Origin of the sequence: Vibrio sp. CK2-1 (assembly GCF_021726515.1) — a bacterium.
Lineage (GTDB): Bacteria > Pseudomonadota > Gammaproteobacteria > Enterobacterales > Vibrionaceae > Vibrio.
Genome location: NZ_JAKKCJ010000002.1, coordinates 676,029 through 702,953, shown reverse-complemented (window position 1 = coordinate 702,953; position 26,925 = coordinate 676,029). Strand labels below are relative to the sequence as shown.

Annotated in this window: 22 protein-coding genes and 3 tRNA genes; 8 read left to right on the top strand and 17 right to left on the bottom strand. The window is 42.8% G+C overall.

Annotated features, from left to right (window positions below; genetic code table 11):
* The first annotated feature begins 55 nt into the window (after nt 1-55).
* Complete coding sequence (locus L3V25_RS08160) at nt 56-589, top strand: OmpA family protein (RefSeq protein ID WP_237294876.1); 534 nt, start codon at nt 56-58, stop codon at nt 587-589.
* A gap of 106 nt (nt 590-695) precedes the next feature.
* On the opposite strand, the gene L3V25_RS08155 is transcribed toward L3V25_RS08160, so the two are convergent.
* Nucleotides 696-1,280 (bottom strand): DUF938 domain-containing protein, encoded by a 585-nt coding sequence (locus L3V25_RS08155; RefSeq protein ID WP_237294875.1) that lies wholly within the window; start codon nt 1,278-1,280, stop codon nt 696-698.
* Nucleotides 1,281-1,458: 178 nt separating this feature from the next.
* Here L3V25_RS08155 and L3V25_RS08150 point away from each other — a divergent pair, with 178 nt between their 5' ends.
* Nucleotides 1,459-3,063 (top strand): ABC-F family ATPase, encoded by a 1,605-nt coding sequence (locus tag L3V25_RS08150; protein WP_267135436.1) that lies wholly within the window; start codon nt 1,459-1,461, stop codon nt 3,061-3,063.
* A 115-nt stretch (nt 3,064-3,178) separates the two neighbouring features.
* Here L3V25_RS08150 and yegD read toward each other — a convergent pair whose 3' ends face one another.
* The 12 genes from yegD to L3V25_RS08090 all read right to left on the bottom strand — a co-directional run bounded on the left by yegD (nt 3,179) and on the right by L3V25_RS08090 (nt 17,717).
* The gene (yegD, locus tag L3V25_RS08145; protein WP_237294874.1) at nt 3,179-4,531 is read right to left on the bottom strand and encodes a molecular chaperone; all 1,353 of its coding nucleotides are present in this window, start codon (nt 4,529-4,531) and stop codon (nt 3,179-3,181) included.
* A 94-nt stretch (nt 4,532-4,625) separates the two neighbouring features.
* Nucleotides 4,626-5,354 carry a siderophore ferric iron reductase gene (locus tag L3V25_RS08140; RefSeq protein WP_237294873.1) on the bottom strand — a complete coding sequence of 243 codons (729 nt, stop codon included), beginning with the start codon at nt 5,352-5,354 and terminating at the stop codon, nt 4,626-4,628.
* A 358-nt stretch (nt 5,355-5,712) separates the two neighbouring features.
* The gene (locus L3V25_RS08135) at nt 5,713-7,887 is read right to left on the bottom strand and encodes a TonB-dependent siderophore receptor (protein WP_237294872.1); all 2,175 of its coding nucleotides are present in this window, start codon (nt 7,885-7,887) and stop codon (nt 5,713-5,715) included.
* 176 nt (nt 7,888-8,063) lie between these two features.
* Complete coding sequence (locus L3V25_RS08130) at nt 8,064-9,035, bottom strand: AraC family transcriptional regulator (RefSeq protein ID WP_237294871.1); 972 nt, start codon at nt 9,033-9,035, stop codon at nt 8,064-8,066.
* 29 nt (nt 9,036-9,064) lie between these two features.
* Nucleotides 9,065-10,339, bottom strand: coding sequence for a hypothetical protein (locus L3V25_RS08125; protein ID WP_237294870.1), 1,275 nt, complete (start codon nt 10,337-10,339; stop codon nt 9,065-9,067).
* Between the two features lie 57 nt (nt 10,340-10,396).
* Nucleotides 10,397-11,095 carry an energy transducer TonB gene (locus tag L3V25_RS08120; protein ID WP_237294869.1) on the bottom strand — a complete coding sequence of 233 codons (699 nt, stop codon included), beginning with the start codon at nt 11,093-11,095 and terminating at the stop codon, nt 10,397-10,399.
* Nucleotides 11,096-11,105: 10 nt separating this feature from the next.
* Nucleotides 11,106-11,513 (bottom strand): biopolymer transporter ExbD, encoded by a 408-nt coding sequence (locus L3V25_RS08115; protein ID WP_027697458.1) that lies wholly within the window; start codon nt 11,511-11,513, stop codon nt 11,106-11,108.
* Nucleotides 11,510-12,055 (bottom strand): MotA/TolQ/ExbB proton channel family protein, encoded by a 546-nt coding sequence (locus L3V25_RS08110; protein ID WP_237294868.1) that lies wholly within the window; start codon nt 12,053-12,055, stop codon nt 11,510-11,512. The genes L3V25_RS08115 and L3V25_RS08110 overlap by 4 nt, the downstream gene beginning before the upstream one ends.
* Nucleotides 12,055-13,413: a MotA/TolQ/ExbB proton channel family protein gene (locus L3V25_RS08105; protein ID WP_237294867.1), complete on the bottom strand. Its 1,359-nt coding sequence runs from the start codon at nt 13,411-13,413 to the stop codon at nt 12,055-12,057. The genes L3V25_RS08110 and L3V25_RS08105 overlap by 1 nt, the downstream gene beginning before the upstream one ends.
* A complete protein-coding gene (locus L3V25_RS08100) occupies nt 13,413-14,264 on the bottom strand; it encodes a DUF3450 domain-containing protein (protein ID WP_237294866.1) in 852 nt (283 codons plus the stop codon). The genes L3V25_RS08105 and L3V25_RS08100 overlap by 1 nt, the downstream gene beginning before the upstream one ends.
* Before the next feature lie 238 nt (nt 14,265-14,502).
* Nucleotides 14,503-15,930: a glutamate--tRNA ligase gene (gltX, locus tag L3V25_RS08095; protein WP_027697472.1), complete on the bottom strand. Its 1,428-nt coding sequence runs from the start codon at nt 15,928-15,930 to the stop codon at nt 14,503-14,505.
* Nucleotides 15,931-16,247: 317 nt separating this feature from the next.
* Entirely contained in the window at nt 16,248-17,717 is a 1,470-nt protein-coding gene (locus L3V25_RS08090; RefSeq protein ID WP_237294865.1) for an OprD family outer membrane porin, read from the bottom strand.
* Nucleotides 17,718-18,295: 578 nt separating this feature from the next.
* Between L3V25_RS08090 and L3V25_RS08085 the strand changes: the two genes are divergently transcribed.
* A complete protein-coding gene (locus L3V25_RS08085) occupies nt 18,296-21,052 on the top strand; it encodes a copper-translocating P-type ATPase (protein ID WP_237294864.1) in 2,757 nt (918 codons plus the stop codon).
* Between the two features lie 80 nt (nt 21,053-21,132).
* Nucleotides 21,133-22,017 (top strand): TraB/GumN family protein, encoded by an 885-nt coding sequence (locus L3V25_RS08080; RefSeq protein WP_237294863.1) that lies wholly within the window; start codon nt 21,133-21,135, stop codon nt 22,015-22,017.
* A 14-nt stretch (nt 22,018-22,031) separates the two neighbouring features.
* Here the strand turns inward: L3V25_RS08080 and L3V25_RS08075 are convergent, their stop codons facing one another.
* Both L3V25_RS08075 and L3V25_RS08070 read right to left on the bottom strand, forming a co-directional pair.
* Entirely contained in the window at nt 22,032-22,544 is a 513-nt protein-coding gene (locus tag L3V25_RS08075) for an RNA methyltransferase (RefSeq protein WP_237294862.1), read from the bottom strand.
* A 207-nt stretch (nt 22,545-22,751) separates the two neighbouring features.
* Nucleotides 22,752-22,828 (bottom strand) — tRNA-Pro (locus L3V25_RS08070).
* A 200-nt stretch (nt 22,829-23,028) separates the two neighbouring features.
* Here L3V25_RS08070 and smrA point away from each other — a divergent pair.
* The 4 genes from smrA to L3V25_RS08050 all read left to right on the top strand — a co-directional run bounded on the left by smrA (nt 23,029) and on the right by L3V25_RS08050 (nt 25,142).
* Nucleotides 23,029-23,610, top strand: a complete 582-nt coding sequence (smrA, locus tag L3V25_RS08065; protein ID WP_237294861.1) for a DNA endonuclease SmrA — start codon at nt 23,029-23,031, stop codon at nt 23,608-23,610.
* 97 nt (nt 23,611-23,707) lie between these two features.
* The gene (gene rluF, locus L3V25_RS08060) at nt 23,708-24,739 is read left to right on the top strand and encodes a 23S rRNA pseudouridine(2604) synthase RluF (protein ID WP_237294860.1); all 1,032 of its coding nucleotides are present in this window, start codon (nt 23,708-23,710) and stop codon (nt 24,737-24,739) included.
* Nucleotides 24,740-24,920: 181 nt separating this feature from the next.
* Nucleotides 24,921-25,007, top strand: a tRNA-Leu gene (locus L3V25_RS08055).
* Nucleotides 25,008-25,068: 61 nt separating this feature from the next.
* Nucleotides 25,069-25,142 (top strand) — tRNA-Cys (locus L3V25_RS08050).
* A gap of 167 nt (nt 25,143-25,309) precedes the next feature.
* Here the strand turns inward: L3V25_RS08050 and L3V25_RS08045 are convergent.
* Entirely contained in the window at nt 25,310-26,215 is a 906-nt protein-coding gene (locus tag L3V25_RS08045) for a DUF2971 domain-containing protein (protein WP_237294859.1), read from the bottom strand.
* A gap of 143 nt (nt 26,216-26,358) precedes the next feature.
* Nucleotides 26,359-26,835 (bottom strand): Cys-tRNA(Pro) deacylase, encoded by a 477-nt coding sequence (gene ybaK / locus L3V25_RS08040; RefSeq protein WP_237294858.1) that lies wholly within the window; start codon nt 26,833-26,835, stop codon nt 26,359-26,361.
* Nucleotides 26,836-26,925: the final 90 nt, after the last annotated feature.

The window sequence follows — 26,925 nt, the reverse complement described above, 5'->3', positions numbered from 1 at the left end:
TACAAAACGACAACGTTTTATAGTTAAAATCGGAGTAACAATAATGGAAAAAAGTATGAAAAAGAATGTTTTAGGAATGGCTTGTGCTCTAGGTCTAATGGCAACACTAGCAGGTTGTAGCTCAAGTGATGAAGTTGCTGAACCAGCAGCTGAAACAACCACTCAAACTGAAGCTCCAGCACCAGTAATGGCTCCTGTAAGCCTAAGCGCTGATCTACTATTTGATTTCGATTCTGCAGAACTAAAAACAACTGATGAGATTGATCAAGCTGTTAGCCAAGCAACTGCTGCTAACCTAAAATCAATCACTATCGTTGGTCACACTGACAGCGTTGGTACTGATGAATACAACCAAAAGCTATCAGAAGAACGTGCTCAAGCAGTTGCTGATTACCTAACAAGCAAAGGCTTTGATTCTAGCTTAATTACTGTTAGCGCTGAAGGTGAAGCATCTCCAGTTGCAGATAACGACACAGATGAAGGCCGTGCTCAAAACCGCCGCGCTGACGTTAGCGTAACAGTTGAAGTTGAGCAACCAGCAGAAGCTGCTCCAGAAGCAACTGAAACTGAAGAACCAGCTGCAGAATAATAGTCTACTACCACTACTCACCTTACTGGTGAAGTTAGCTGAGTAAGTACTTTAAGAGAGTGGAGTCGATTACGGCTTCACTCTTTTTTATTTAACCGATTCTTTTTTATTTCTTATACCAAACCAAAATAAAGTTATTAGCAGGCATAGGGTGAACCTCAGTTAACGTCATTCCTGCTACCCATTCTTTTAGCTCTTCAATATCACGAATACCGCCACGCCCTTCACTGCGAATCTTTTGGTCGAACGCTTGATTACTTTCGCTGGTAAATTCACCGTTTACTTTCATCGGGCCATACTGACAAAAAACGCCTCCTTTCGGTAAATGCTTGGCGACCAACTCCATCATCGTCTTGGCTTCTTGCGGTTGCATGATATGCGTAGTATTGGCGGTAAATACTGCATCGACATTGATAGATGGCCACTGATCACGGCCGAGCATAAACTCTACAGGCGATTGAATATTGGATAGCGTGCTCTCTGTTATCCATGCATTAATACTGTCATGGTTGTCAGCAACATCACTGGTTTGCCAAATTAAATGCGGCAGATGTTTAGCGAAAAATACTGCATGCTGCCCAGTGCCTGAACCAATTTCTAGCACTTGAGATGCTTTGGAAAAGTGCGGAGTGATTACATCTAAAATCGGTTGTTTATTTCTCTCACACGATGGTGCATTTTGCTTAGCCATTTATAATCCCTTCAATACGGTTACATCCGAATCAGCATAACATCTGTTTACCATCACTCTTAATATTTATTGTCTGTTCTTTAGACGATAAGTCTGTATAATCCGCCGCCTATTTACACTTCAATTTTGATGCGTTCTACCTGCTATTCAGTGCTACCCATCACCTAAGGATATTTCTTTGATTTCAACCGCAAACATCACCATGCAATTTGGTGCTGAACCTTTATTCGAAAACATCTCAGCCAAGTTTGGCAACGGCAATCGTTATGGCTTAATTGGCGCTAATGGCTGCGGCAAATCAACTTTCATGAAAATCCTTAGCGGTGCGCTTACCCCAAGCTCTGGCAATGTCTCTATCACGCCAGGACTAAAACTTGGCGTACTAAGCCAGGATCAATTTGCCTTTGAGCAACACAACGTTATTGATGTTGTGATCATGGGCGATCGCAAATTATGGGAAATCAAGCAAGAGCGTGACCGCATTTATTCTTTACCTGAAATGAGTGAAGAAGACGGCATGAAAGTCGCGGAACTTGAAAGCGAATTTGCCGAGATGGATGGCTACACAGCCGAAAGCCGCGCGGGTGATATTCTGATCCAAGCGGGTATCGAAGAAGAATTCCATTTTGACTTAATGCAGCGTGTTGCACCGGGTTGGAAATTACGTGTGTTGCTAGCTCAAGCGCTATTTGCTAACCCAGATATTTTGTTGCTCGATGAACCAACCAACAACTTGGACATCCACACCATCAACTGGCTGGCAGAAGAATTGAACCAGCGTAAGTGTACTATGATCATCATCTCGCATGACCGCCACTTCTTAAACTCAGTGTGTACTCACATGGCGGATATCGACTACGGTGAACTGCGCATCTACCCGGGTAACTACGAATATTTCCTTGAAGCATCGAGCTTGATACGTGAGCAACTACTTTCAAGTAACGCTAAGAAAGAAGCCGAAATTAACGAACTACAAGACTTCGTAAACCGTTTTGGTGCCAACGCCTCAAAAGCCAAACAAGCTAGCTCTCGTGCTAAGAAGATGGATAAAATCAAACTGGATGAAGTAAAGTCATCAAGCCGTATTAGCCCGTCAATTGACTTTGGCGAAGGTAAAAAACTGCACCGTTTAGCATTAGAGCTTCAAGAACTCGGTCACGCTTTTGAAGATGAATTACTATTTGAAGGCGGTAATCTCCTGCTTGAAGCTGGTACTCGCCTTGCAGTGATTGGTGAGAACGGTGTGGGTAAAACCACCTTACTACGTTGCCTAGTGAAAGATTTAGAGCAAAACCAAGGTGTGGTGAAATGGTCGGAAAATGCCTCTATCGGTTACTGCCCGCAAGACAGCACCAAAGATTTCGATAACGACTTGAGCATCTTTGACTGGATTTCACAATGGCGTACCACCAAGCATGATGACTTAATGGTGCGTGGCATTTTAGGTCGCCTACTGTTCACTGCGGATGACGCGAATAAAAAAGCGCGTAACTGCTCTGGTGGTGAAAAGAACCGTCTATTGTTTGGCAAGCTAATGATGCAAGACATCAACGTATTAGTGATGGATGAGCCTACCAACCACATGGATATGGAAGCGATTGAAGCTTTAAACTCAGCGCTTAAAGTCTACAAAGGTACTTTGATTTTTGTTAGCCACGACCGAGAGTTTGTTTCATCACTTGCAACCTCAATCATTGATGTGAAAGACAAAAAATTAGTCAACTTCCAAGGTACTTATGATGAGTACTTAGATCATCAGAAGAAAATGATGGCTGTGGCTTAATACCAAAAGCCTAGCAACAAAGACTTAACCACAAAATCAAAACAAATAAATAAAGGCAGTAATCTTAGCGATCACTGCCTTTTTTATTGATACGGTTAACTAATCAAAATTCAGATCAAGCAAACACCGTCTGCGCCCAACGAGCTAACCCTGCGGTCACCGAACCAAAATAGTTACCACTGACAATCGGTACATTCGGCAGTTGTTGCTCTAGTGCTTGGCGTAAAAATGGCGAACGAGCACTACCGCCAGTCATAAAGATCACATCCGGTTTTTTAGTGGCTTGCTTCATCACTTCGGTGACCAAACCCATCATCTTTTGCACTGGCGTATCTACCGCTTCCACCATTTGCTCTAGGCTGATATCAAGCTCTAACACCTCTGAAGCTACAGGCATCATCAATGAATGTTTCTGAGCATCTGATAAGCCAATCTTAGCTTCTTCTGCTTTACGCACAATTTGATAGCCTAGTGTATGTTGGTAAGCAGCTAATAAACGCGCTAACTTCTCTGGCTCTTTGGCCTCTTTTTGTAATAACTTTAACGACTTCAAATTTACAGTTTCGTAGAAGTCTTTTTGCGCCACCACGTTGTTAATCGCGATGGGGTTCCAAAACTGAGTGATCGGCATTTCAATCCCGCTATTCATTTGAGAGCCAAATCCAAACAAAGGCATGATTTGTTTAAATGCCAGATAAATATCTAAATCATTCCCACCCACACGCTGTCCACTATGCCCTAGTAAGCTCTCTGTTCGGTCGGTTTTTTGTTGCCAATCTGGGCCCATTTCAATCAACGAGCAATCGGTCGTACCACCGCCGATATCCACCACGAGTACGGTTTGATTTTGGCTCAAGGTACTTTCGTATTCTAAACCAGCAGCAACTGGTTCAAATTGAAATTCAATGTCTTTAAAACCTGCCCGAGTAGCGGCATGTAATAGAATGCTTTCGGCTTGACGGTTGGCATCGATACCACCACGTCCGTGAAAGTTAATCGGACGCCCAATCACCGCTTGAGTAATATCTTGTTGGCTAGAAAACTCGGCTTGGCTCTTGATGTTCTTCATCATGCTACAAACTAGATCTTCAAAAAACACCAGTTGAGTGGCATGCAAACCGCTCGCCCCTAAAAAGGATTTCGGCGATTTTACGTAGTAGACTTCTTGCGGGTCGGAAAGGTAAGTATCCAGCGCCTGCTGACCAAATTGAACATCGCCCAATTGCAGCTCTATATCTTCTTCACGGTTGAGATTAATTGCGCGTCGTAAGGCTTGATCACCGGCGGTATCTTTCGGCTGAACTTGCATAAAGCGATACAGATATTCAGCGACCGATTCCCGTGTGGGAGCGCAAATAGTCGAGGGGATAAAATGACTGTCACCTTCTAATGGCAATAAGCGAGGCTTGCCATTTTCCATCATTGCGACAGAACAGTTCGCCGTCCCATAGTCAAAGCCAATAAACATACATACCTCTGCGACACTCAAAAAAGGGGCGCTGATGGTAGCCTATTTGTTATACCAGATCCAATAAGTCAGAGGGCTAAATTAGCGTGGGAAGTTATTTTGCTCTTGGGCAGTTATCGCACAGGTTACGACCTTCGCAGCGATACACCATACAACAGGTGGTGCGAACGTAATGCCATTTGCTTTCTACTAAATCGTAATGCAGTGAATCCATCGCTTTTGTCGATAATCCAAATGCTTCTAACCAGCGTTTAGCATGTTGAGGAATGTACTCTTGTGGTAGGTCTTTGTGTAAATCTTGTAAGCGTAGCAATGCCATTACCAATAAATCAGCAAGAACATGTTTGGTAAAGCCCGGACGGATACGAACATTCTCATCAAGCTGAGTACGATAATCTTCAAATAACGGTAATAACTCGTTAGCAGCAATCTTAATCAGCTCTTCAGGTTCGCCATCATGCATCGGCACATCTTGCAGCGTAAAGCCTGCCACAAAATTCGCATCCCCTCGCCATTGTTGACTAATGGTCGACATCGCAGGCAAAGCACTAATACCATAAATACTGATAAAGCTTACATAGACAGGCTGCCAAACTAACAAAGTCCAGGTACGGTTTAACCAATAGGCATGACCCGCTTCAGGATGAGAAAGCTGAAGTTTTGCATAGATGTCTTGTAGCAGTTCTTGATTGTTATGCTCTGAGAGTAACCAATCATCACCTAGCGGCGCTTGCACTAGTTCGCCGTCAAATAATTCACCTCGGAGATAAGGCGTCACATGATCGGCATAATGGAATAATTGTTGGTATCTAGGATCAGTCACAGCAAGGCTCATCAAACTTAATTACATTAAACGCAATGATACTAATTTTCATTTAGATTTAAAAGATAAAGTTGTGTGATTCGGGTCGCGGGGACGTTTCACTCGGGAGCCGAAGAGCCAGGTTAATTCCAGGTTATCTGCTAATTTTACTCGCAACACGGAGAGAAGCGTTCACGTTACACGCAACATAAAGGTCGCGAGTAGCGTGTTTCGAGTTACGTGAAAAAGCAAAAAGCGATCTTTACCTGCTTCTCGTGTCTCGAGTAAAGCGTCCTCGGATCTCGTCACGCATCTCACAACAAAAAAGAGCCAACCAACGGCTAGCTCTTTACAGTGATTTGCTAAGTGATGCTATACGCTAGAACTTATAATCAAACTTAAATTCTACGGTACGCTCTTCGCCATACCAGCAGTTTGCTGAGTCATAACAAGTGAACGTATCTTCATCAAATAGGTTATTAACGCTTAAGTTAACCGCTGCGCCTTGTAGGCTGTTGGTTAAATATGCCAAATCATAACCTAGAGACAAATCGACTACCGTGTAATCTGGCACTGTGTCGGTATTCGCAGCATCCATTTGACGCTCGCCAATATAACGTGCACCGGCACCAAAGCGAGAACCACCTAAGATACCGTTATACACGTAGTAGTTAGTCCATAACGTAGCTGCGTGTTCAGGTACGTAAATCGGTGTTTTGCCCTCAAGCCCTGTCGTGTCTTTGGTGATTTCCATATCGGTATAGGTGTAGCTTGCCGATACATCCCAGTTGTCTGTCAGCATAGTACGGCCTTCAAACTCAGCACCTTGTGAGCGAATTTCACCCACTTGGATTTTATCTTGGAATGTTGGGTCATTAGGATCTGCAACCACTACATCACTTTTCACAATATGGAACAACGAAGCCGTCATTGATGTTGCATAATCAGCCGATAAATACTTCACACCACCTTCAATTTGTTGGCCTGTCGATGGGTCAAATTTATCACCATTTGTATCAACACCGGCTACCGGCTCAAAGCTGGTTGCATAGTTGATATATGGAGACCAACCAGAATCAAATTCATACATGGCACCAACACGGTATGAGAAATTGTTTTGATTAATTTCACTATCGATAACAGCATAAGCATCTGAATAATTGCTTTTTGATTGATAGTTATCATAACGACCACCAGCCATAAGTACTACGCGATCGATGCGCATTTGATCTTGAAAATAAACACCGATTTGCTCAACTCTTACATCATCTAAACCTTGATAAACAGAGGTTAGGCTTGATGGATTGATTTGATTATTATTCGGTGCAAAGACATTAAAACTTGGTGCTGCACCATATTCTTGATAATCAGATTCACCTGTCAAATATTGATAATCCACGCCGAACAGTAAGTTATGTTCAACAACACCAGTATGGACTAAACCAGACAATTGGTTATCAATAGTGAAACCTTTTGAATCTTCATCAGTACTGTATATATTTCGAGCTAAATCGCCTGTAGAAGCATCCCAACCAGTGGTTAAGTGATAAGTATTTTTCTGACTTAAATCGGCTTTCATAAAGCGAGCATTCTGCAAGAACGACCAGTTTTCATTGAATGAGTGATCGATCTTATAACCAGCCATCCAGAATTCACGTTCAAACTTGCTCCAGTTTTTATCCCCCATGGAAGCATTTTTATCTATGCTGCCGTTCGGGTTATCCCATACCGAACCAGAAGCAGGCATCGCCGAGTTCATGCCCATATTAGGATCGTTCTGATAATAAAAATTGAAATTTACAAGGGTATTATCAGTCACGTACCAATCGATAGACGGTGCAATAACGTAGCGTTCTTCTTCGGTGTAATCGACTTGTCCATCACGATGAGAAGCAGAACCGATCAAGCGATAATAAACATTTGAATCACCAAACTGACCCGTTGTATCAATCGAAGCTTTGACTAGGTTACGAGAACCTGTCGCAATTGAAACATCGGTATTACGTTCTTTTTGAGGAGATTTGGCAATTAGGTTAACCATACCGCCCGGTGGCATCGCACCATATAATACGGAACTTGGCCCTTTGAAGATTTCGACGCGCTCTAAAGCAATTGGGTCAATTTGTGGCTGTAAGTTCCAACCAACTAGGTATTGTAGAACCAGCCCATCATAGTACATCTGGTTGTTTTCAAAACCACGGATGTTGTAGTTGTCATACATGGTGACACTACCACCTTTCAGCTCAGCATTAACACCCGGAGCATAACGCAGTGCTTGCTGAACCGATGACACGCCACGGTTTTCAAAGTCATCAGAATTGATCACTGAAATAGCCTGAGGCGTTTCTTCTGGTTCAAGTGACGTTTTGGTCGCAGTATTACGATAGGTTTGGCCGAGTACTGTAATAGTCTCTTGTTCTGTCGCCGCCGTATCAGCTTCTTCAGCCATCAAATTAGGGGCAAATAGGATACTGGTAATCGCTAGAGCCAGTGGGCTAGCGGTAAGTAACTTTGATGTGTGAAAAGCGGATTTTGTATTTTTCAAGCGAGGCATTTTCCCTTCCTACAAATGGTTGCTCATTATTCAACGATAATCATTATCATTTCTAAATGATATCTATTTGCAACAAAGGAAAGTTAACAATTTGGTGCATCTTTGAGTTTGGAGGGAACTTTTTGTGGTATCAATTCTCGCGCTTCAAAGTGAGATCATTAGAGCACAAAGAAACATTACGATTTATGGCTCTCAATCGGTAGCCAGTACTCCATATAAGCATCCGGTGAGTTCAACTGATAGTTAGCTGAATAGATTTCCAATTCAAAACCGTCTACCCCACTGTATCCACTTTGAGGTAACCAATCGCTAAATAACCATTCCAATTTTGATTTCAGCTGCGCAATCTCACCACGATGAGGTAGAACCACATATTGCTGCTCGGGAATGTGTAACTGCTTTAAATTTTCCGGTAAATGATCACTACACTCTTCCGATGCCCAATAAGTTAAGCGGTCATCATGGAGTGATAAAGTATCGATAACCCCATAACGAAGAACGGGTGTGTTATTAACTTCTGAGGAATGGTTTACTCGGTTATCCATTGCTGCGTGACCAATAGCATCTTGTGATTTTAAACGTTCAAATTCATGCCAAATAGTAGGCACTAATTGCTGAAAATCAGGCTGAGAAGAAAATAGCCCTCCGATCTCTCCTTGATAACCAGCTAAACAAAATGCGGGCTTATGTTCAATTCTGATTTGGGTAAAATCATGATGGCCAATCCCCAAGGGTAATGCTTGAACATTCGGGCTTGAAGAAATATGACTACTTGAAGGGGCAATATAAGTAATAGGCTGGCGTAATCCAGTGCGAATACCACGCTTGCGGTACTCTCTTGGTGAGCAACCAAAGAATTGTTTGAAGGAACGACTAAAGCTAATTTCAGAGTTAAAACCAAAGCTCAGTGCAATATCCAACACTCGCTCTGTAGGTGAATCCAAAAGGCTTTCAGCGGCACCACTGAGTTTTAGCTCTCGGATATATTGCGCGACGTTGACCCCTGTTTTGGCAGTAAATACGCGTTGTAGTTGCCAACGAGACCAACAACTTTTTTGCGCAATATCATCCAAAGATAAAGGCAGAAATAGATGATGGTGAATAAACTCTAATACCTTTTCAATTCGAGTAAATTGTGCTGATTGCACACTACACCTTACTACCTCGGTCTCTGCCATTAAGAAGACATTCCTTGAGGTTCATCTTGTGGCTGACTTTGCAGTTTATTATTTAGAAATACAATCCAGGTTTGTGCAGAAGCCGATGGCTGTACTTCATTAAGACGCTTGGCCTCTGCCAGTGCATCGTTGTATTTTTCTAAGCGATACAATAGTTGGATCTTCGCTAAACCAAATTCAGATTTTTTGGCATAAGGTTGCGCTTTGTCGATCACTTGGCTGGCTTTATTGTAATCTTTTTGCTGAATATACAACTGAGTTAGCGGCCAGTAGTACTGAGCATCACGTTTGGCTAATGCTTCCCAGCTTGCAATTGCTTGCGGCCATTCACGTGCCATTTGATAGTAATAAGCTTGCGCCTTTTGATTATCTATCGTCTTGCTCTCTGGGTAGGCGTTAAACATTTCTTGTAAGATTCTCGCGCCACGCTCTGGGATCTTATTTTGTGCATACAGTTGAGATAACGACTTATAGTCATTGGCGGTAAATTCAAGATTATGCTTTTTAGCCAAAGAATAGGTTTCAAGTGCCGATTGGTTTTTATGCTGTTGCAACTGAGTAGAAATTTGCTGTTGCCACCATGCTTTATTATCAGGCTCAAGACGGATCAAATTCGTTAATGTTCTTTCCGCATTTCCCCATTGCTTTAATCTAAATTCAGCAATGACTTGCATGCGTAATGCTTGTAAACGTTTTTTGGCATCGGGCGCTTGATACTTAATGACGGCACTACGAACTTGTGCCCATTGCTGCTGCTGGTAATAAGCAACGGCTAAACGAAAGTACACTTCATTGGTGTCTTTTTTAAATTGCGCTTTATCTGCACTGCTTGGGGTATATTTTACCGCTAGCGTATTGCGATACTCTTTGGCTGCATTGGCAAAGTCTTGCTCAGAATACAAAATATCCCCTAACATGCGATTGGCTTGCCATTGCACTTTAGGCTCTAACACCTTTAAACCTACCGAGGTTCTTAGTGCTGAAATAGATGATTTTGGTTGTTCGGCTTGCCAGTAGTAGATCGCTAAAACTCGATTGACGAACGCTTTGTCATAATCCGCTTTAGGATCATAGGACGTTAATACTCGAATCGCTTTATCAAGATGATCATTTTGTGCCAACTCACTCGCTTGAGTCAGTTTTTTACCGGTATAAGGCGTTACCCCTGCGGCACTACTATTGAATGACACAGCAAGTAGGCTGGTTACTAGACACACCAATATTGCCTTCTTATTTAACAAAGAAAGCGAAAGATTGTGAAATAACTTATCCATACTCAACATCATAAGTTTGACCATCATTTTCTTAAGCCATAAATCATTAGTTACAGGCTATTGGTTTATCTTAAATTCAATTTTCACTTGCTGCCCTGGTTGCTTCACTGCACTACCACCTTCAATTTGAGGTTGATATTTCCAGTTACGCAACGCTTGTATTGCAGGACGAACAAACGCTTTCGAAGGCTCAGCTTCAACCACTTCAATATCTTCGGGGCGACCTTGTTCATTGATGGTAAATGACATCACCACATAGCCTTCAACTCGGCGCTTCAACATTCGTTGTGGGTAGGTTGGTTGAGCACGATATAACGGCATCGCTTGTTGTTGCTGGCCTACCCCTTGGGAGATATTGTTGCTGACATTAATGTTAGGCATATTGATCGCCACACCGACATCCGAGAATGCCATGCTAGTATCAAGAGCCACTTGAGGCGCTTGTACTGACGGCATTGAAGCCGCTGGCGTCGCTGGTGTTGATAATGCTTGTGGCTGCTCTGGTACTTTTGGTGGCTCAGGCAGTCGGCGCTGACGGCGTTGTGAATCGGAATCTTGTTCTTGCATCACGACATCAAACGCCAGTGGCCCTTGGTCATCAGTCACGCCAGTTTTAACACTGCCGACCATCCAAGACATAAATGCAAATAACGCCACCGCCGTGACTAGGCCAAGCGGAATAGCAATCAATAAACGTATCCATGCATTACTCACGGCGTTATTCATATTGTGAGCTGTACTGCTGTCACTCATCATCCATTCTCGCTTAAGACTTATCAGCCGTGGCTAAAGCAATTTTTGAAATCCCTGCACCTTTGGCAGCATCCATCACTTCAACTACTGTACCGTTATAAGCATGCTTATCCGCTTGGATCACTAAGCTTGCATCCGGTTTATCAATCGCGATTTTTTCTAATGCAGCTTCTACGCGTTCAACATCGACACGACGCTTATCGATATACACATCGTTGGCGGCTGTTACGGCAATAAAAATACCTGCATCTTTTTGCGCTGTCGCATGAGAGGCTTGAGGTCGATTGACTTCAACACCTGATTCATTAACAAATGAGCTGGTTACGATGAAGAAAATCAACATGATAAACACGATATCAAGCATCGAAGTTAAATCGACTTGCGCTTCTTCTTTTGCTTTTGTGGGACGAACTAATCTCATTCGCCGCTCCTTAATTGTTGTTCTAAGTGCATCTCTTTACGAGTCGCAACTTTCACTAAACGAGAGTGGGCAAACATTCCTGCTAATGCGGCAACCATGCCAGCCATTGTTGGTAATGTTGCCATTGAAATACCTGAAGCCATTAATTTAGGGTCGTTGCTGCCTGAAATCGACATCAAATCAAATACGGTGATCATGCCGGTTACTGTACCGAGTAGGCCGAGCATTGGGCATAGGCTAACCAGTACTTTGATAAGGTCTAGGTTTTGAGTCAGCATCACATGCGCTTGCTGCAACATACCTTGCTTTTGTGCCAATGCGTACCAAGAATCATGTTCGTGACGCTGCTTCCATTGCCCTACCCAGCCTGCTTTTGCATGACGGTAAGACACACTCAAAAACAGAATACGCTCAATAATCAATACCCAGCATAAAAGTACAACCGCACCTAGCCACCACAACACTTGCCCACCACGCGCCATGAACTCTAAAAGATGAGAGTCCATCAGCTCAGGGAATTGAGTGGAAATCCAAGCCAACATTACGCATTAGCTCCGGCTAGATTGGCTTTATCTGATTCAATTTCCGCACGGCGAGCCACTAAACTTACACCTTGTTTTTCAAGCGTATTGCGGATCACTTCTGCGCGGTTTGAAAGGATATTATGTGCTAGCAACAACGGCATCGCGGCGACTAAACCAAGTACCGTAGTGATCAAGGCCATCGAAATACCCCCCGCCATCACTTTCGGATCGCCATTACCAAATTGAGTAATCACTTGGAAGGTTTCGATCATGCCGGTTACTGTACCTAGTAAGCCCAACATTGGCGCAAGTGCAGCGAATAACTTCAGCATCGACAGACCACGCTCTAAGCCTTGTTGCTCATCAAGAATACTTTCTAGTAGACGCAGTTCTAATGATTCCACTGATTGCTTTTTCTCTTTGTTGTACACATTAAGAATGCGGCCTAGTGGGTTATCGTCGGTTGGATTTTCAGGTTGTTTTAACTGCTTTGAAATTTGTTGCTGCGTCATCATTAAGCGAACACCGCGAACCAACGCAATAATTAAACCAATCACTAAAATCGCAATGATGATCTTACCAACTACCCCAGCTTGATCGATGCGTTGCATTAAGGTTGGTTGATGGGCATATTGCTCAAGCATCACGCCACGAGTAGGATCGATAAGCATGGCTTGATTCGCATCTTGCTTAAAGCTTGCTAGAGTTGGTGCATCCGATGGTAATGCTAAATAGTTGGAAGCTTGCTGACGAGCAAAGTCCCACTTCACATAACCTTGATCGGTGAGTAGTGCCATGTCGCCAATACGTAGCGCATTCACTTGCTGTGTTTTACCATCACCTTGCACGAAAGGAAGTGTCACAGAAGCCACTTCACTACCTGTCGCCACTTTGTATTGCATCGCTTGCCATAGGCCATTCAGCAATTTTAAAGATGGTAGCGTATCGGTACTGATAACTTTATCTAATGTGGTATTAAACGCTTTACCTTGTTCGCCAAGTAGTGAGGTTTCATAGCTTAGCTGAACATCTTTGGCGGCTTGACGAACTACGCCAAACAATTCGCCTAAACTCCCCGTCGCTAACTGAAGCTCTTTTTCTTTCTCTGCCAGAATTTCTTCGTTGGCAGAAAAAGTATCGCTCAATTGGGCATTTTCTTGTTCAATTTGGGCTAATTGTTTAGCAAGTTGATCGCGCTTAGCTTGCAGCGCAGCACGTTGTTCAGCACTTAACGCCACACGTTGTTGATTATGCGCATTTTCCGTTTGTTGTTCTGCTTTCGCTTTGTTATCTAGGGTTGCAAGATCATCGGCTGACGCGCTAACACTCACAATCGCTAAACTAATTGAAGTAATAAGAAGAGACAGTAACTTCATTATTTTGTCTCCTGAGTTGAAGAATTAGATGCGGATGCTTGAGTCACAGAAAGCGGTAAATGCAATAAACTTGGTGCTTGTTGCTTATTAGCCAATGCATAGGCTTGATTGATATCCGGCTTTTGATCTGCTGCGACTTCTTGCCACTGTTTTTGAGATTGTGACCACAACCATGCATGTTGCGCATCTTTGCTACGAGCCAGTAATACAACCTTACCGACATACAACAAGTCTACTTGGCGTGTATCATCTTGGCCGTCATTATCTTGGCTTAGGTTTATCTGACCTTCATAGACGCCAAGCTTTGAGCCGTAGTCCATTTCGATTTGGTAGGCTTCTAAAATTCTGCGGTATTTTTCTGCATCAGAAATATCTGAACGTCCCATCAAGGTTTTTAATTCATCGAGACGTTTTTCACGACTTGCAAAACGAACCGGAGCGCCTTGCTCTAATGAGAATTGCAAACCATCAATCATGTGATACATCAAAGGCACTACCCCTTGACGAGTTTCTTCGATATTAGTCAATTGCTCATCAATACTGACTTTTTCCGCTTCTTGGCTTTCCACCAGCTTTTTCAAGTGAGTTTGATATAAAGATAAGTTATCAACTTGATCTTGCAGGCGCTCTACCTCGGCTTGCAATTGGAAACTCTGGTCGGAATTAGCATCAATCTTTTGCTGTGAATTTTTCGCCACTTGATTGGTCTGACGCTCAATACTGCGTGCATTATCTAAAGAATCTGCCTGAGTTGAAAAACTAGAAATGGCCAATAGAGCTAACGTAATACCTTTAAGCTTGGTACTCGATTGTGCATAACGAGGAAGTGTTATTGATGATGGAAACTGCATGATTAAGTCCGTTCAATATAAGACGTCAGGTAAACCAACGGAATTCAGTGAAGCCAACATTCTATATGATAAAAACGGAAAAGTTAATGATAATAGTTACCATTAAGAATAAATATTAAAAATAACCTTGATATAAGTCAGGTTTATATAATTTTTATAGAAAAACTCGGGATGTTTAAAACAAAAAAAGCCGATCAATCGATCGACTTTTCATAAGGTGTTTTATCGAAAAAGATAATTATTGAGCGTTAGCTTCACGTTCTTCGATAAAAGCTAATGCCATCTTGATACGAGCAATTACGCGCTCTTGACCAATTAATTGCATGACTGCATCAACAGACGGAGATTGACCACCACCGGTTACTGCAACGCGAAGTGGCATGCCGATTTTACCCATGCCGATTTCTAGCTCTTCACATACTTGTGCAATAACGCCGTGTAAGTTTTCTGTCGTCCAATCGCTCAAAGCTTCTACTTTGCTTAACGCTAGTTCAAGAGGACCTTTCGCTACGCCACGTAAGTGTTTCTTCGCTGCGCCCGCTTCAAACTCTGAGAAATCTTCATAGAAGTAGCGAGATTGCTCTGCTAATTCAATAAGAGTATTACAACGTTCACCAACCAGTTTGATTACATCAGTAATCGCAGGGCCATTTTCGATGTTGATGTTTTGGTTATCTAGGTGCCATTGTAGGTGCTCTGCTACGTACTCAGGCTCAGACGTTTTGATGTAGTGGTTGTTCAACCAAAGTAGTTTATCCGTGTTAAATGCTGATGCAGATTTGCTGATTGCATTTAAGCTGAAGAACTCAATCATCTCTTCGCGAGAGAAGATTTCTTGGTCGCCATGAGACCAACCTAGACGCACTAGGTAGTTATTTAGCGCGTTCGGCAAGTAACCTTCATCACGGTATTGCATTACGCTTACTGCGCCATGACGTTTTGAAAGCTTGGCACCATCATCACCTAAGATCATTGCACAGTGAGCGAAAGTTGGAACTGGCGCGCCTAGTGCTTCATAGATGTTGATTTGGCGAGGCGTGTTGTTGATATGATCTTCACCACGAACCACGTGCGTAATGCCCATATCCCAATCATCAACTACGACACAGAAGTTGTAAGTTGGAGAGCCGTCAGTACGACGAATGATTAAGTCATCCAATTGGCTATTTGAAATTTCGATACGGCCACGGATTTGGTCTTCAAATACTACCGAACCTTCTTTCGGGTTACGGAAACGAATTACGCATGGGTCACCGTCTTTTGCTGCTTGGTTTACGGCAACAATTTTTGGGTGATTGGCATCGTAACGCGCCATTTCTTTATTCGCTTCTTGTTCAGCGCGAATTTCATCAAGAAGTTCTTTTGATGCGTAGCATTTATAAGCTTTGTCTTCGGCAAGCAGTTTATCAACCATTTCATTGTAACGATCAAAGCGCTTAGTTTGGTAGTAAGGACCTTCATCCCAATCCAAACCCATCCATTGCATGCCTTCTAAAATTGCATCAACTGCTTCTTGGGTTGAACGTTCAATGTCGGTATCTTCGATACGTAAAACAAATTCACCGCCTTGGCTTTTTGCGTATAACCAAGAATAAAGAGCAGTACGAGCACCGCCTACGTGAAGATAGCCTGTTGGGCTAGGAGCAAAACGTGTTTTAACCGTCATCAAAATTACCTTATCGAGTGTTTTACAAAACAGGTTTTTGACTCACTGCGTGGTGAAACCAATACAGTGGCAAAATGTTGGGCACATTCTAGCACCCAATGCTAGGCACTAAAATAGCCAACCAATAAATTGGCTCGAACTAATCTCATCTGCAGTAACTAAAACAAGAAAAAGGAAACATCGATAAGACATTTCCTTTTATTCGCTATATCAGTTTAGGATTTTGAATGAATGGCGGCCACCTTCATTCGGCAAGTGGCTCACAACATAACGCCATGAGACCACTTGGTGTTGCTGTTAACTCAAGACTTCCGTGATTATTTCACTGTGAAAGGAATGGTTAAGGTTACTTTCAAGTCATTTTCATCTTGGAAGGCATTTGAGTATGGTGCCCAGTCATTAGCATTTGAGTCATTAACATAATGGGTGTAGTAGATCCCGAAGTTAGCCCCTTTTAATGCGCCATCTTGGATTGAGTAGTATGCAAACGCACTACCTGAGTATTCCACTAGGTCATCAATACCTTGTTGGTCAGAATCTGCACCGAAGGCATACACACCATTTAGACCGACAGTAAAGCCTGGAGCACCTAGGTCAGAGAAGTCACGTTTTAGTTCGGCGAAGAAGCCTAGCTCGCCATCGTGGTTGAAATCCGAACGGTTGTTCCACCAGATATCATAAGCACCGTTTGAACCACCGTATGCTTCTGTTAAGCGATATGCCATGTTACCTACATTACCGCGAGTATCTTCTGAATCTGCTGAAGTATAGGTACTTTCTAAACGTAGGCCGTATTGACCAAAGGTTTTAGAGGTTAATAACGCTGCTTGGAAAGCCGTTTTGTCGTATTGGTTATCATCATCGACCACATACACTTGTGGAGAGATGTACCAACCGCCATCCGTCGTCATTTTAAATTTGGCGTGGGCGTTTTTACGGTCGCCATCGGTTAAGCCTGCGTAAGCCACATCAACCAGCATTTGATCGTTAATGGTATAACGCATACCTACTGAGTAAGCATCACCCGCATCTTCAGCATTTGGACCAGTACCTGTGCGGAAGCTGTAATCATGTTTATACCAAGGCGCTTTATAAGCATCAGCATAGACAAAGCCTAACGCAACAGGGCCAAAGTTCAGACCAATTTCACCACCTTCATAAGTACCAGCGGCGTAAGACCAGTTCACACCCATTGCAGTTGGCACGGTTGGTTGGAAGTAACCACCACGCGCGAAACCATATTCACCAAGCTTCACTTTCACTGCGGCAGTTTGGAACGCAGCACCATTATCGGTACATGAAGAATCCCATGTGCCATTACAACCTGTGTTGGTGCCTGGGCTCATTTCATAAGGATTGTTAACATTCCAGAAGTTCATTTCATGGTCTGGAGAGCCGTTATTCCACATATCAAATGTGCCATATACGTTCAAATCCAGACCAATAATATCTTTTGCGTAACCGGATTTAATATCTAAGCCGGCATAAATTGAACCATGATCTAAGTTTGTATATTTAGAAGTGTCATGACCATTAGCATCAACTTTGGCTCGTGTACGGTCGCGCATCCAAACATTAATCGCACCATTTACTGTTGCGTCTTCAAAAAAGCCGCCTTCGTATGGTTTTTCTGCAACACCTTCACCTGCCACTGCAGGGTCATTTGGCGCAACGTCATCTGCAGCATAAATTGCGCTAGAGTAAGCGGAAGCACCAAGTAGTAAAGATGTAACAATACTGCTGATTACTGTTTTCTTAAGTACAGTCCTTTGAGATGTGGTTTTCATATTTTTCCCCTATGTTTTTATATTGTTCCTTAACAAGCTCTAGCTGGTGAACTTGTCTAGAAATGTTTCCACGGGGTAATAATCCCATCTTTTTTTGAGGTGGAAATTAAATGGAAGTTAAAATATGAACCAGCTCAAACCGAACACAAGATAAAAAACTATTATTCATTAAAAACAACAATATAGGATAAAATCAAAAAACATAAAGCAAATATAAATGCGACACAGATCAAATCACTTTAGCTATTATTAGAACTATCAAGATCGAGTTCACACACTTTTTATAGCTTCATTATATTAATCAGTAGGCGTCCATCAGAAAGTTTGAGTCCAAACACACTTTTTCTAACGTTAAAAACGTTAATATCAATTAAATTCATAAACTTAAGCAATAAACACCTAATTATAGATAGAAATAAAGTTTAGCTAACTTGCCCTCAGAACCCCATAACACACTAAAACCACCCGCCAATTCGCCTGAACAAGCTAATATATTGTGCTCATTTTCTTGACCCTACCCTTGTGGGAAGGTTTATAGTGCAGTTAATTCCTAGATAACCAGTGCTTAAGAGGCCGTTATGAATCATTATCAACTAACTTTGCATGGGCTAAATTGTATGGGCTGTGCTAAAAAAGCGCGCACTAAATTAGAAACGCTCACCAATACCCTAGTTGAGTCGATAAGCCCTACTCAAGCAGAGCTACATACCGAAGCAACATTAGGCGAGATTAATCAAGCGCTAAGTGAGTTTGGTTATCGCGCAGAGCAAACCTTGAATTTTGAACTGACCGGCTTAAATTGCGGACGCTGTGTAGCAAAACTAGAAACCGCTTTAGGTGAACTTCCTGACATTAGCCAAATGGAAGTTAGTAAGCATTCACTACAGATCACGAGTAACCATGAAGCTTCTGATATTACGGATGTTATTGAACAGCTTGGTTATCAAGCCAAACAAATAGAGAGCGCAGTATTTGAGACAGAAAAACCCGTAACTTCTACTGAAAAAACAGCTGCGCCACAGGTAGAACAGCCAGCGCCTCAACAATTAGAAGAGGCCAGTGATTCATCAACCGCTTTGCATTTCTTGATTTCTGGTATGACATGCGCCAGTTGCGTTTCATCCGTTGAAAAAGCCATCGCTTCCCATCCGAAAGTGACTCGCGCTCAAGTTAATTTGGCCGAGCAAACCGCATGGGCTTATCTTGAAAGCAGAAGTATTGATCAAGCCAATGAAAACGTTGCTGAACAAGTTATCCAACAAGTAAAAGCTGCTGGTTACCAAGCCGAACGCATTCAAAATGACGACCAAATGCGTGAGCAACAACAAGCACAATTTAGCAAAACTCAAAAATCGCATCGTAACAGTGCGGTGGCAGGTATTGTGATTGGCGTTCCTTTAATGCTGTGGGGCGTACTTGGTGGCAGCATGATGATCACTAATCCTCAATCTCAATGGGCTTGGGGGATCATTGGCATCATTTGTTTCGCCCTACTGGCAACTGCTGGTAAACCGTTTTTCATTAATGCTTGGCAGGCGCTAACTCACAAACGTGCCACTATGGATACCTTAGTTGCCCTTGGTACGGGCGCCGCTTGGTTATATTCCATGTTGGTAGTCATTGCGCCAAATTGGTTTCCTGAACAAGCGCGTCATGTGTATTTTGAAGCCAGTGCTATGATCATTGGTTTAATCTCGCTCGGCCATTATATAGAAGCAAAAGCCAAAGCCAGAACTACCGATGCGCTGCAAGGTTTAATCAATCTACAACCTAAAACCGCTACGCTGTATCAAGATGGTGAAGAAAAACAAATTGCCGTAAAAGATATTCAAACTGGTATGGTAGTACGAGTCAAACCCGGTGAACGCATTCCCATTGATGGTGTGGTTGTTGACGGTTCATCTTATCTTGATGAAGCCATGCTCACCGGTGAACCGATTGCTGCGCTTAAACAAAAAGAAGACAAAGTATTTACTGGCACCATCAACCAAGACGGCAGCTTATTGATTAAAGCCACTATGGTTGGCGAACAGACTACCCTAGCGCGCATCATTCAGTTAGTTCGCCAGGCTCAAAGTAGTAAGCCTGCGCTGGCTCGTTTAGCGGATCAAATCTCATCAGTATTTGTGCCAGTGGTGATCATGATCGCCATCATTGCTGCGGCAGCTTGGTATCTATTTGGCCCAACCCCACAAGCCAGTTATATGTTGGTCGTCGTCACTACAGTTCTGATTATTGCTTGCCCTTGTGCGCTTGGCCTTGCCACTCCACTATCGATTACGGTTGGAGTCGGCAAAGCAGCAGAGCTCGGAATATTAATTAAAGATGCCGAAGTGCTGCAAACGGCCAGCCAAATTCAAACTATCGTATTTGATAAAACCGGCACGCTGACCCAAGGTAAACCGAGTGTGCAGAGTGAAACTTGCCTAGTTTCAAATCCGACTAGTTTATGGAGTGATGTTTATCAGCTAGAAGCACAATCTGAGCATCCATTGGCTCAAGCGGTATGTCAGTATATTAAGCAAACCTATACCGAAATTGATATTGCAAATACTAAGGTAGATCACTACCAAACCGAACGTGGCCTAGGGGTGCAAGGTAACGTAAGCGGTCATCAATATTGGATTGGTAGCCCGCGTTACTTAGAGGAAAACCAAGTATCGCTAACTGAGCATCGCGATGCACTCGCACAGCTTGAACAAAATGCTGAAACGCCTATCCTGATTGCTCAAGATGGTGAACTCGCTGCCATCATTGGAGTATCGGATCCATTGCGTGAAGAATCGAAACACACCGTTAAGCAATTGCACAAAATGGGTATCGAAGTGGTTCTACTTTCGGGCGATCATCCATCAGTAGCCAATGCGATTGGTCAACAACTTGGAATTGATAAAGTCATTGCTGGTGTATTGCCGGATCAAAAAGCGCAGCATATTACAGAACTCCAAAACAGCAGCACAGGTAAGCGTATAGTAGCGATGGTAGGCGATGGCATTAATGATGCGCCGGCATTAGCTCAAGCCGATGTTGGTATTGCAATGGGAAGCGGGTCTGATATTGCAATCGAAAATGCCAATATGACACTACTTAAATCGTCACCACTCGCGGTAGTACATGGCATCGAACTATCGAAAGCGACGGTGAAAAACATCAAGCAGAATTTGCTCGGAGCCTTTCTATATAACAGTTTAGGGATTCCGGTGGCGGCAGGTGTGCTGTATCCGTTTTTTGGTATTATGCTCAGCCCAGTCGTCGCGGGCGCGGCAATGGCGCTATCATCAATTACCGTGGTGAGTAATGCCAATCGCTTAAGACTATTTAAACCAAAACAATAACCAGAACGGAATAGCATGATGCCACTTTCATCATGCTATTCTATCTTTAAGACAAGACAAAACTGACCTTCAAGGCTGATATGAAAAACTGGCGTCCTCTTCTACTTTCTTTATTGTCACTGCCCTCTTTATTGTTTGCCACAACAAGCCATGCCGAACCATTGGCTTGGAAAGCGACTAAAGGACAGCAGCAATTAATGCTGATCGGTACGATTCATTTGGGGCATAAAAGCATGTACCCATTGCCGGAAGTGTTAGAGCAATTTTTGAAAACCAGTGATGGATTAGTATTAGAAGCCAATCTTGAAGAAGGCATGCCACAAATAAACTTTGATGGCGTGACACTCACCAAGCAAGTGCTAACTTCAGAGCAAAGAAAGCAACTTGAGAAAACTGCCAAACAGCTCAAGCTAGATCCAATCACCTTGCTCAATTTACCGCCCTGGTTAACCGCAATCAGCATTGAGAATCAAACGTTTGAATCGCTTGGTTATGATGCCAGTGAAGGCGTTGATCAAACCATACAAAAACAAGCTCAAGCCTTAAAAGTCCCATTACTGACTTTTGAAACACTTGCCCAACAACTAGATGTATTGCAAAACCTACCAGATAACGGCAAAAGCTTATTACTTGATGCGATCAGTGATGAAGAGCAACAGCAAACTGAAGAGGTTTATTCATGCGTGATTCAAAGCTGGCAAGATGGCGATCAAGACAACTTACTCGAACTACTAGAAACATCAGAATGGGATCAACAAACCAGCGATGATCTACTGTATAGCCGTAACCGAGATTGGATAAACAAAATTACTGACCCATCATTTTTATCTCCGACAGGTCAATATGTGATTGCGGTAGGTGCTTTGCATTTAATCGCAGAACAAAACTTGATTCAAGCACTGTCAGAGCATGGTTATCAGGTTACTCAGGTCTCCACCAGCAGCGACAGTTATTGCCCGCTTTAACCTATTTTGAAAAATTAAACGACTTGCAAATGATTGCGGTTATCGCGACTTTTACGAATTAACTCATCGCCTTGTTCAACGTTTGATGATTTCGCTAATCGGTCATACAACAAGACATTGACCGTGGCAGCTAGGTTCATACACCCTACCGTTGGCACATACACCACAGCATCGGCTTTCGATACTACCGACTGCTCGATGCTGCCATCTTCAGGGCCAAACACGTATAACGCTTTTTCTGGATGTTCAAATTCAGGCAGCGCAATCGCCCCTTCCGCTAATTCAACACACACGATCTTGGTATCCGCATCTAAGCCTTGCAGCATGTCATCTACTCTATCAAGTGGAATATGACGGGCAACGCTTTTGGTATCGGTATGAAACTTGGCAGCTTTTTCATATCGCACGCCAGTATAACGAACCGCATCCGCGCGATAACAACCAGCAGCACGCATCACCGCACCAACATTAGACGGACTTTTTGGGTTGGTTAAACCAATAGTAATATGAGAATTTGAACTAGGCATGGAAAGTATCTGGTAGAAAAAAGAGACCGAATAATAGCAGAAGCTCGAGTTTCCTGTCACTCAAATGCAAAAAAGCTCCGCATTTCTACAGAGCTTTTTTTGAAAGTGATCGGTGAAGAGCCAAATTCTAACATCAAGCGAACCCCCGACCCGTCGGGATTAAAACGAAAAAAGGCTCCGCATTTCTGCAGAGCCTTTTTCTTAATATGGTCGGTGAAGAGGGATTCGAACCCCCGACCCTCTGGTCCCAAACCAGATGCGCTACCAAGCTGCGCTATTCACCGAGATTCATATCAGCAATGTGTCGCTGAATGAGCTGCGTATAATACGGATTTTATTAGTAAGCGCAAGGGGTTTTAGGCAATTATTTTACGATTTTAAAAAATAACGTTCGTTTGCTGATTTTATAAGCAGATACGATTCCCATATCCCTCTCCACCGTTATAATTTTCCTATAACAGCTTTCCATCAAGTGGTGATGATTATGACAGACGATAACGACTTAGACTTATTTCAACAAATGATGGGTGATGTTAAACCGATAAAACAAGATACGACCATTCGCACCAAAGAGCGCACTCTCACTGAAGCTCACCTTGCCAGACGCAAAGCAGCAGTATCTTTAGCGGAAGAGTATGACGAATATCTATCATTGGATAATGCCCCGATGCTAAAACCTGATGATATTTTGGAGTACAAAAAAGATGGCGTTCAAGACGGCGTATTCCGCAAACTACGTTTAGGTAAGTACCCGATTACCGCCAAGTTAGATTTACACCGTCGTACTTTAGAGCAAGCTCGTGAAGATGTAGTGTCGTTTTTACGTCAAGCACAACGCCTTGATACTCGCAGTGTACTTATTGTGCATGGTAAAGGTGAGCGTTCTAATCCACCAGCCTTGATGAAAAGTTATGTTGCCGCATGGCTTGAGCAAATTTCTGATGTGATGTGTTTTCATAGCGCCCAACCTTTTCATGGTGGCAGCGGTGCGGTGTATGTCCTGATTAAGAAAAGCCCCGAAATGAAACTGGATAACCGCGAGCGTCACCAAAAACGAATGAGTTAAATCAGCAAATCTGCTAAACTCTGCCACCTTCATCGCTCAAGCTATCTTTTAATCTATAGTTGAGCATTTCCGTTGTGAAACGTCAAAAGAGATCACTATGACTAATCAAACTTCTGCTATTCGTCTTAATAAATTCATCAGCGATTCGGGCTTTTGCTCACGCCGTGAAGCCGACAAACTTATCGACCAAGGCCGTGTTACCATCAATGGCATAGTGCCTGAAATGGGTACTAAGGTGCTGCCGGGCGATGATGTTCAGGTTGATAACAAGCCAATTAAGACCAAAGAAAAGCCTATCTATATTGCGCTCAATAAACCAACGGGAATTACTTGTACTACCGAACGTCACGTTGAAGGCAATATTGTTGATTTTATTGGTCACCGTAAACGTATATTCCCAATTGGTCGCCTAGATAAACCTTCTGATGGTTTGATTTTCTTAACCAATGACGGCGATATCGTAAACAAGATCTTACGTGCGGGTAATGCCCATGAAAAAGAATATGTAGTACGTGTTGATAAGCCAATCACCGAAGAGTTTATTGCCAAGATGGGATCGGGTGTCGATATTTTGGATACCACTACCCTACCTTGTAAAGTAAGTAAGGAAACAGACTTTTCTTTCCGCATCACTTTAACCCAAGGTCTAAACCGCCAAATTCGTCGTATGTGTGAAGCCTTAGGCTACGATGTTTATAAATTGCGTCGCGTTCGCATTATGAACATCACGATTGATGGCCTACCAAACGGTAAATGGCGTTACTTAACCGATGCTGAAATCACTGAAATTCATAATATGATTGAAGGCTCAGTTGGTACGGAAGAAGCCTCTAAAGTGGCTGCCGATGGTCATAGCATTGCTAAAGCGACAGACGCTAAATTGCACGATGCGCGCAAGCAAGCACAAGCGGAAAAAGAGCGCGAAACTCAATTTAAAACTTACCGTGGCAAAGGTGAATTTGAACGTAAACCGCGTGCCAAAGGCAAAGAAAATGACCGTACTGGTGGTAACCGCAGCCGCAATCAAGACAAGCCAAAAGCAGCGACACCTGGAAAACCTGCTAGCAAAGGCTCTCGTTTTGGTAACTCAAATAGCAGTACCATCAAAAAATGGACGCCGAAGAAATAGCCAAGCAACGCACCTTTGCTTATAAACAAAACAAAAAGCCCAAAAAGCAGGCACTTAAACTCACTTTTTGAAAATAATTGTTTACCTCTGAGCTGAATCCTATAAAGTATGCATCGTCTTCAAGCGAAGACGATGGTGTTCTAACTTTTCAGTTAAGTGCCCTGTAATTTAGATTACATGTGCCCTGGTGGTGGAATTGGTAGACACAAGGGATTTAAAATCCCTCGGCGTTCGCGCTGTGCCGGTTCAAGTCCGGCCCGGGGCACCATCTAAAAGATTATCGATAAACACTTCAAAAGTTTCTCTTCAAAAACACCCAATACAAAAATGGCGCCTTGGCAGAGTGGCTATGCAGCGGATTGCAAATCCGTGGACCTCGGTTCGACTCCGGGAGGCGCCTCCAGATTTAGAAAGCCTGACTAGAAGTAGTCAGGCTTTTTTACAAATATAGAATACCTCACTAACGGTATGAATAAGCTCTACGGATACAACGTGCTATTTCTGGCGAGAATCAGTGAGAAAAGCTCACGTCAGAGCACATAAATAAATACGCAGTTTTGCAAAAGATCATCAGATGCTTATTTTTTCAAATTCGAGAGAAAACATGCCTCGTGTCATTCGGGCTTGCCAAAGATCAGGAGTAAACGGTCCACTCTTGATTGATTCAATCAGTAAATCCCTATTCTCTTCAGGCATATTGCAACCAAAATAGACGTTACGAATTTCATGCCCCTCTAAGATAAGACACTCCCCGTTATTGTTTAACTGAGCAATCGCATCAGGTTTTAAAATCGAGCGGTATTCTTCTTCATACTTCCAATCAATCGATTTATTTAAGATTGGCTTAATTAAATCATTGTTCATCGATGTGTTAAATCTATCGATCGTCTGTCCTTCCGCTAGTTGCTTTGCTAAAACAGTTAACGCTCTCAGATCGTTTAACAGAGGGAATTTCAGATATGGAAATTTTGTACCGTATTTCACCTTATAAGCCGCACCTATGATGCTACTCGACGTACTGTAATCTACACAATACCCACGATGTGAATCCGCATAGTGCGACCAAAACAGTAGATTTTCTTTGCGCTTAGTGAAGCAACAAATTCTGAATGCTTGAAACTGTTGGTTTAGTATATCCTCAACTTGTTTTTTTATATTCGAATCTAAATTTACGTCTTTAGCCTTAGCCTCTGCATGAATCTCCTCATATCCATGAAAAATCAGCAGGGAGGCCAAATCTCTCCTTAATCCGTCCTCTTCCTTCTTTGACTCTGGCCACTGAATAGCAGGACGACATTCAAAAGGGTCATTAAAGTTTACTGGTAAATTATGAAACAAAAGTCGTTCTTCAAATAAAGCCTGATGATATTTAATCGTATCCGGATCAAAGCTGGAAAACCGATAAAGACTCTTTATGTTTTCATCTTTTGGCCATTTGTATGTATTGCGAAAACTCTTTGAGCGAACGTCCAACATTCATTTTCTCCAGGTTGATTAATTTAGTACCCTGTAGTGGCCAATTTATATTGGTCACTACTTTAGACGTTATCCATACATCTTTTATCCGAATTTCATAACTTCAGACTTAATCTTTAGCTGATCCCTTGTCCAAAAACCCTTTACCCCAAACACAAATCCACAAACTTCCCTCTCGTCAAACTCGCCAAATCCTGTGGCGCAAGTTCAATCTCCAAGCCTCGTTTACCTGCTGACACACAGATGGTTTCAAAGTTGGTGGCGGATTGATGAATAAAGGTTGGTAAGGCTTTCTTTTGGCCTAGCGGACTAATTCCCCCTACTACATAACCTGTGGTTTTTTGTGCAATGTCAGGATCGGCCATTTCAGTTTTTTTGGCACCGGCGGCTTTGGCTGCTTGTTTTAGGTTTAACTTGTTTTCAACTGGAATGATCGCCACTGCAAGATTCTTCGCTTCGCCATTAAGGCAAAATAATAAGGTTTTAAATACTTGAGCAGGATTTTGTCCAAGGACTTCTGCCGCCTCTAGCCCATAACTGGCTGAGTTAGGATCGTGTTTGTATTGATGAACCGTATGCGGGATTTTTTTCTTTTTAGCGAGATTAATTGCCGGTGTCATGATTTTTCCTTAACAACCGATTACCTTAACAAACAAAAACAGCGCTTGATTCAGCGCTGTTTTATACCTAAGTTGCTCGAATATATTCTT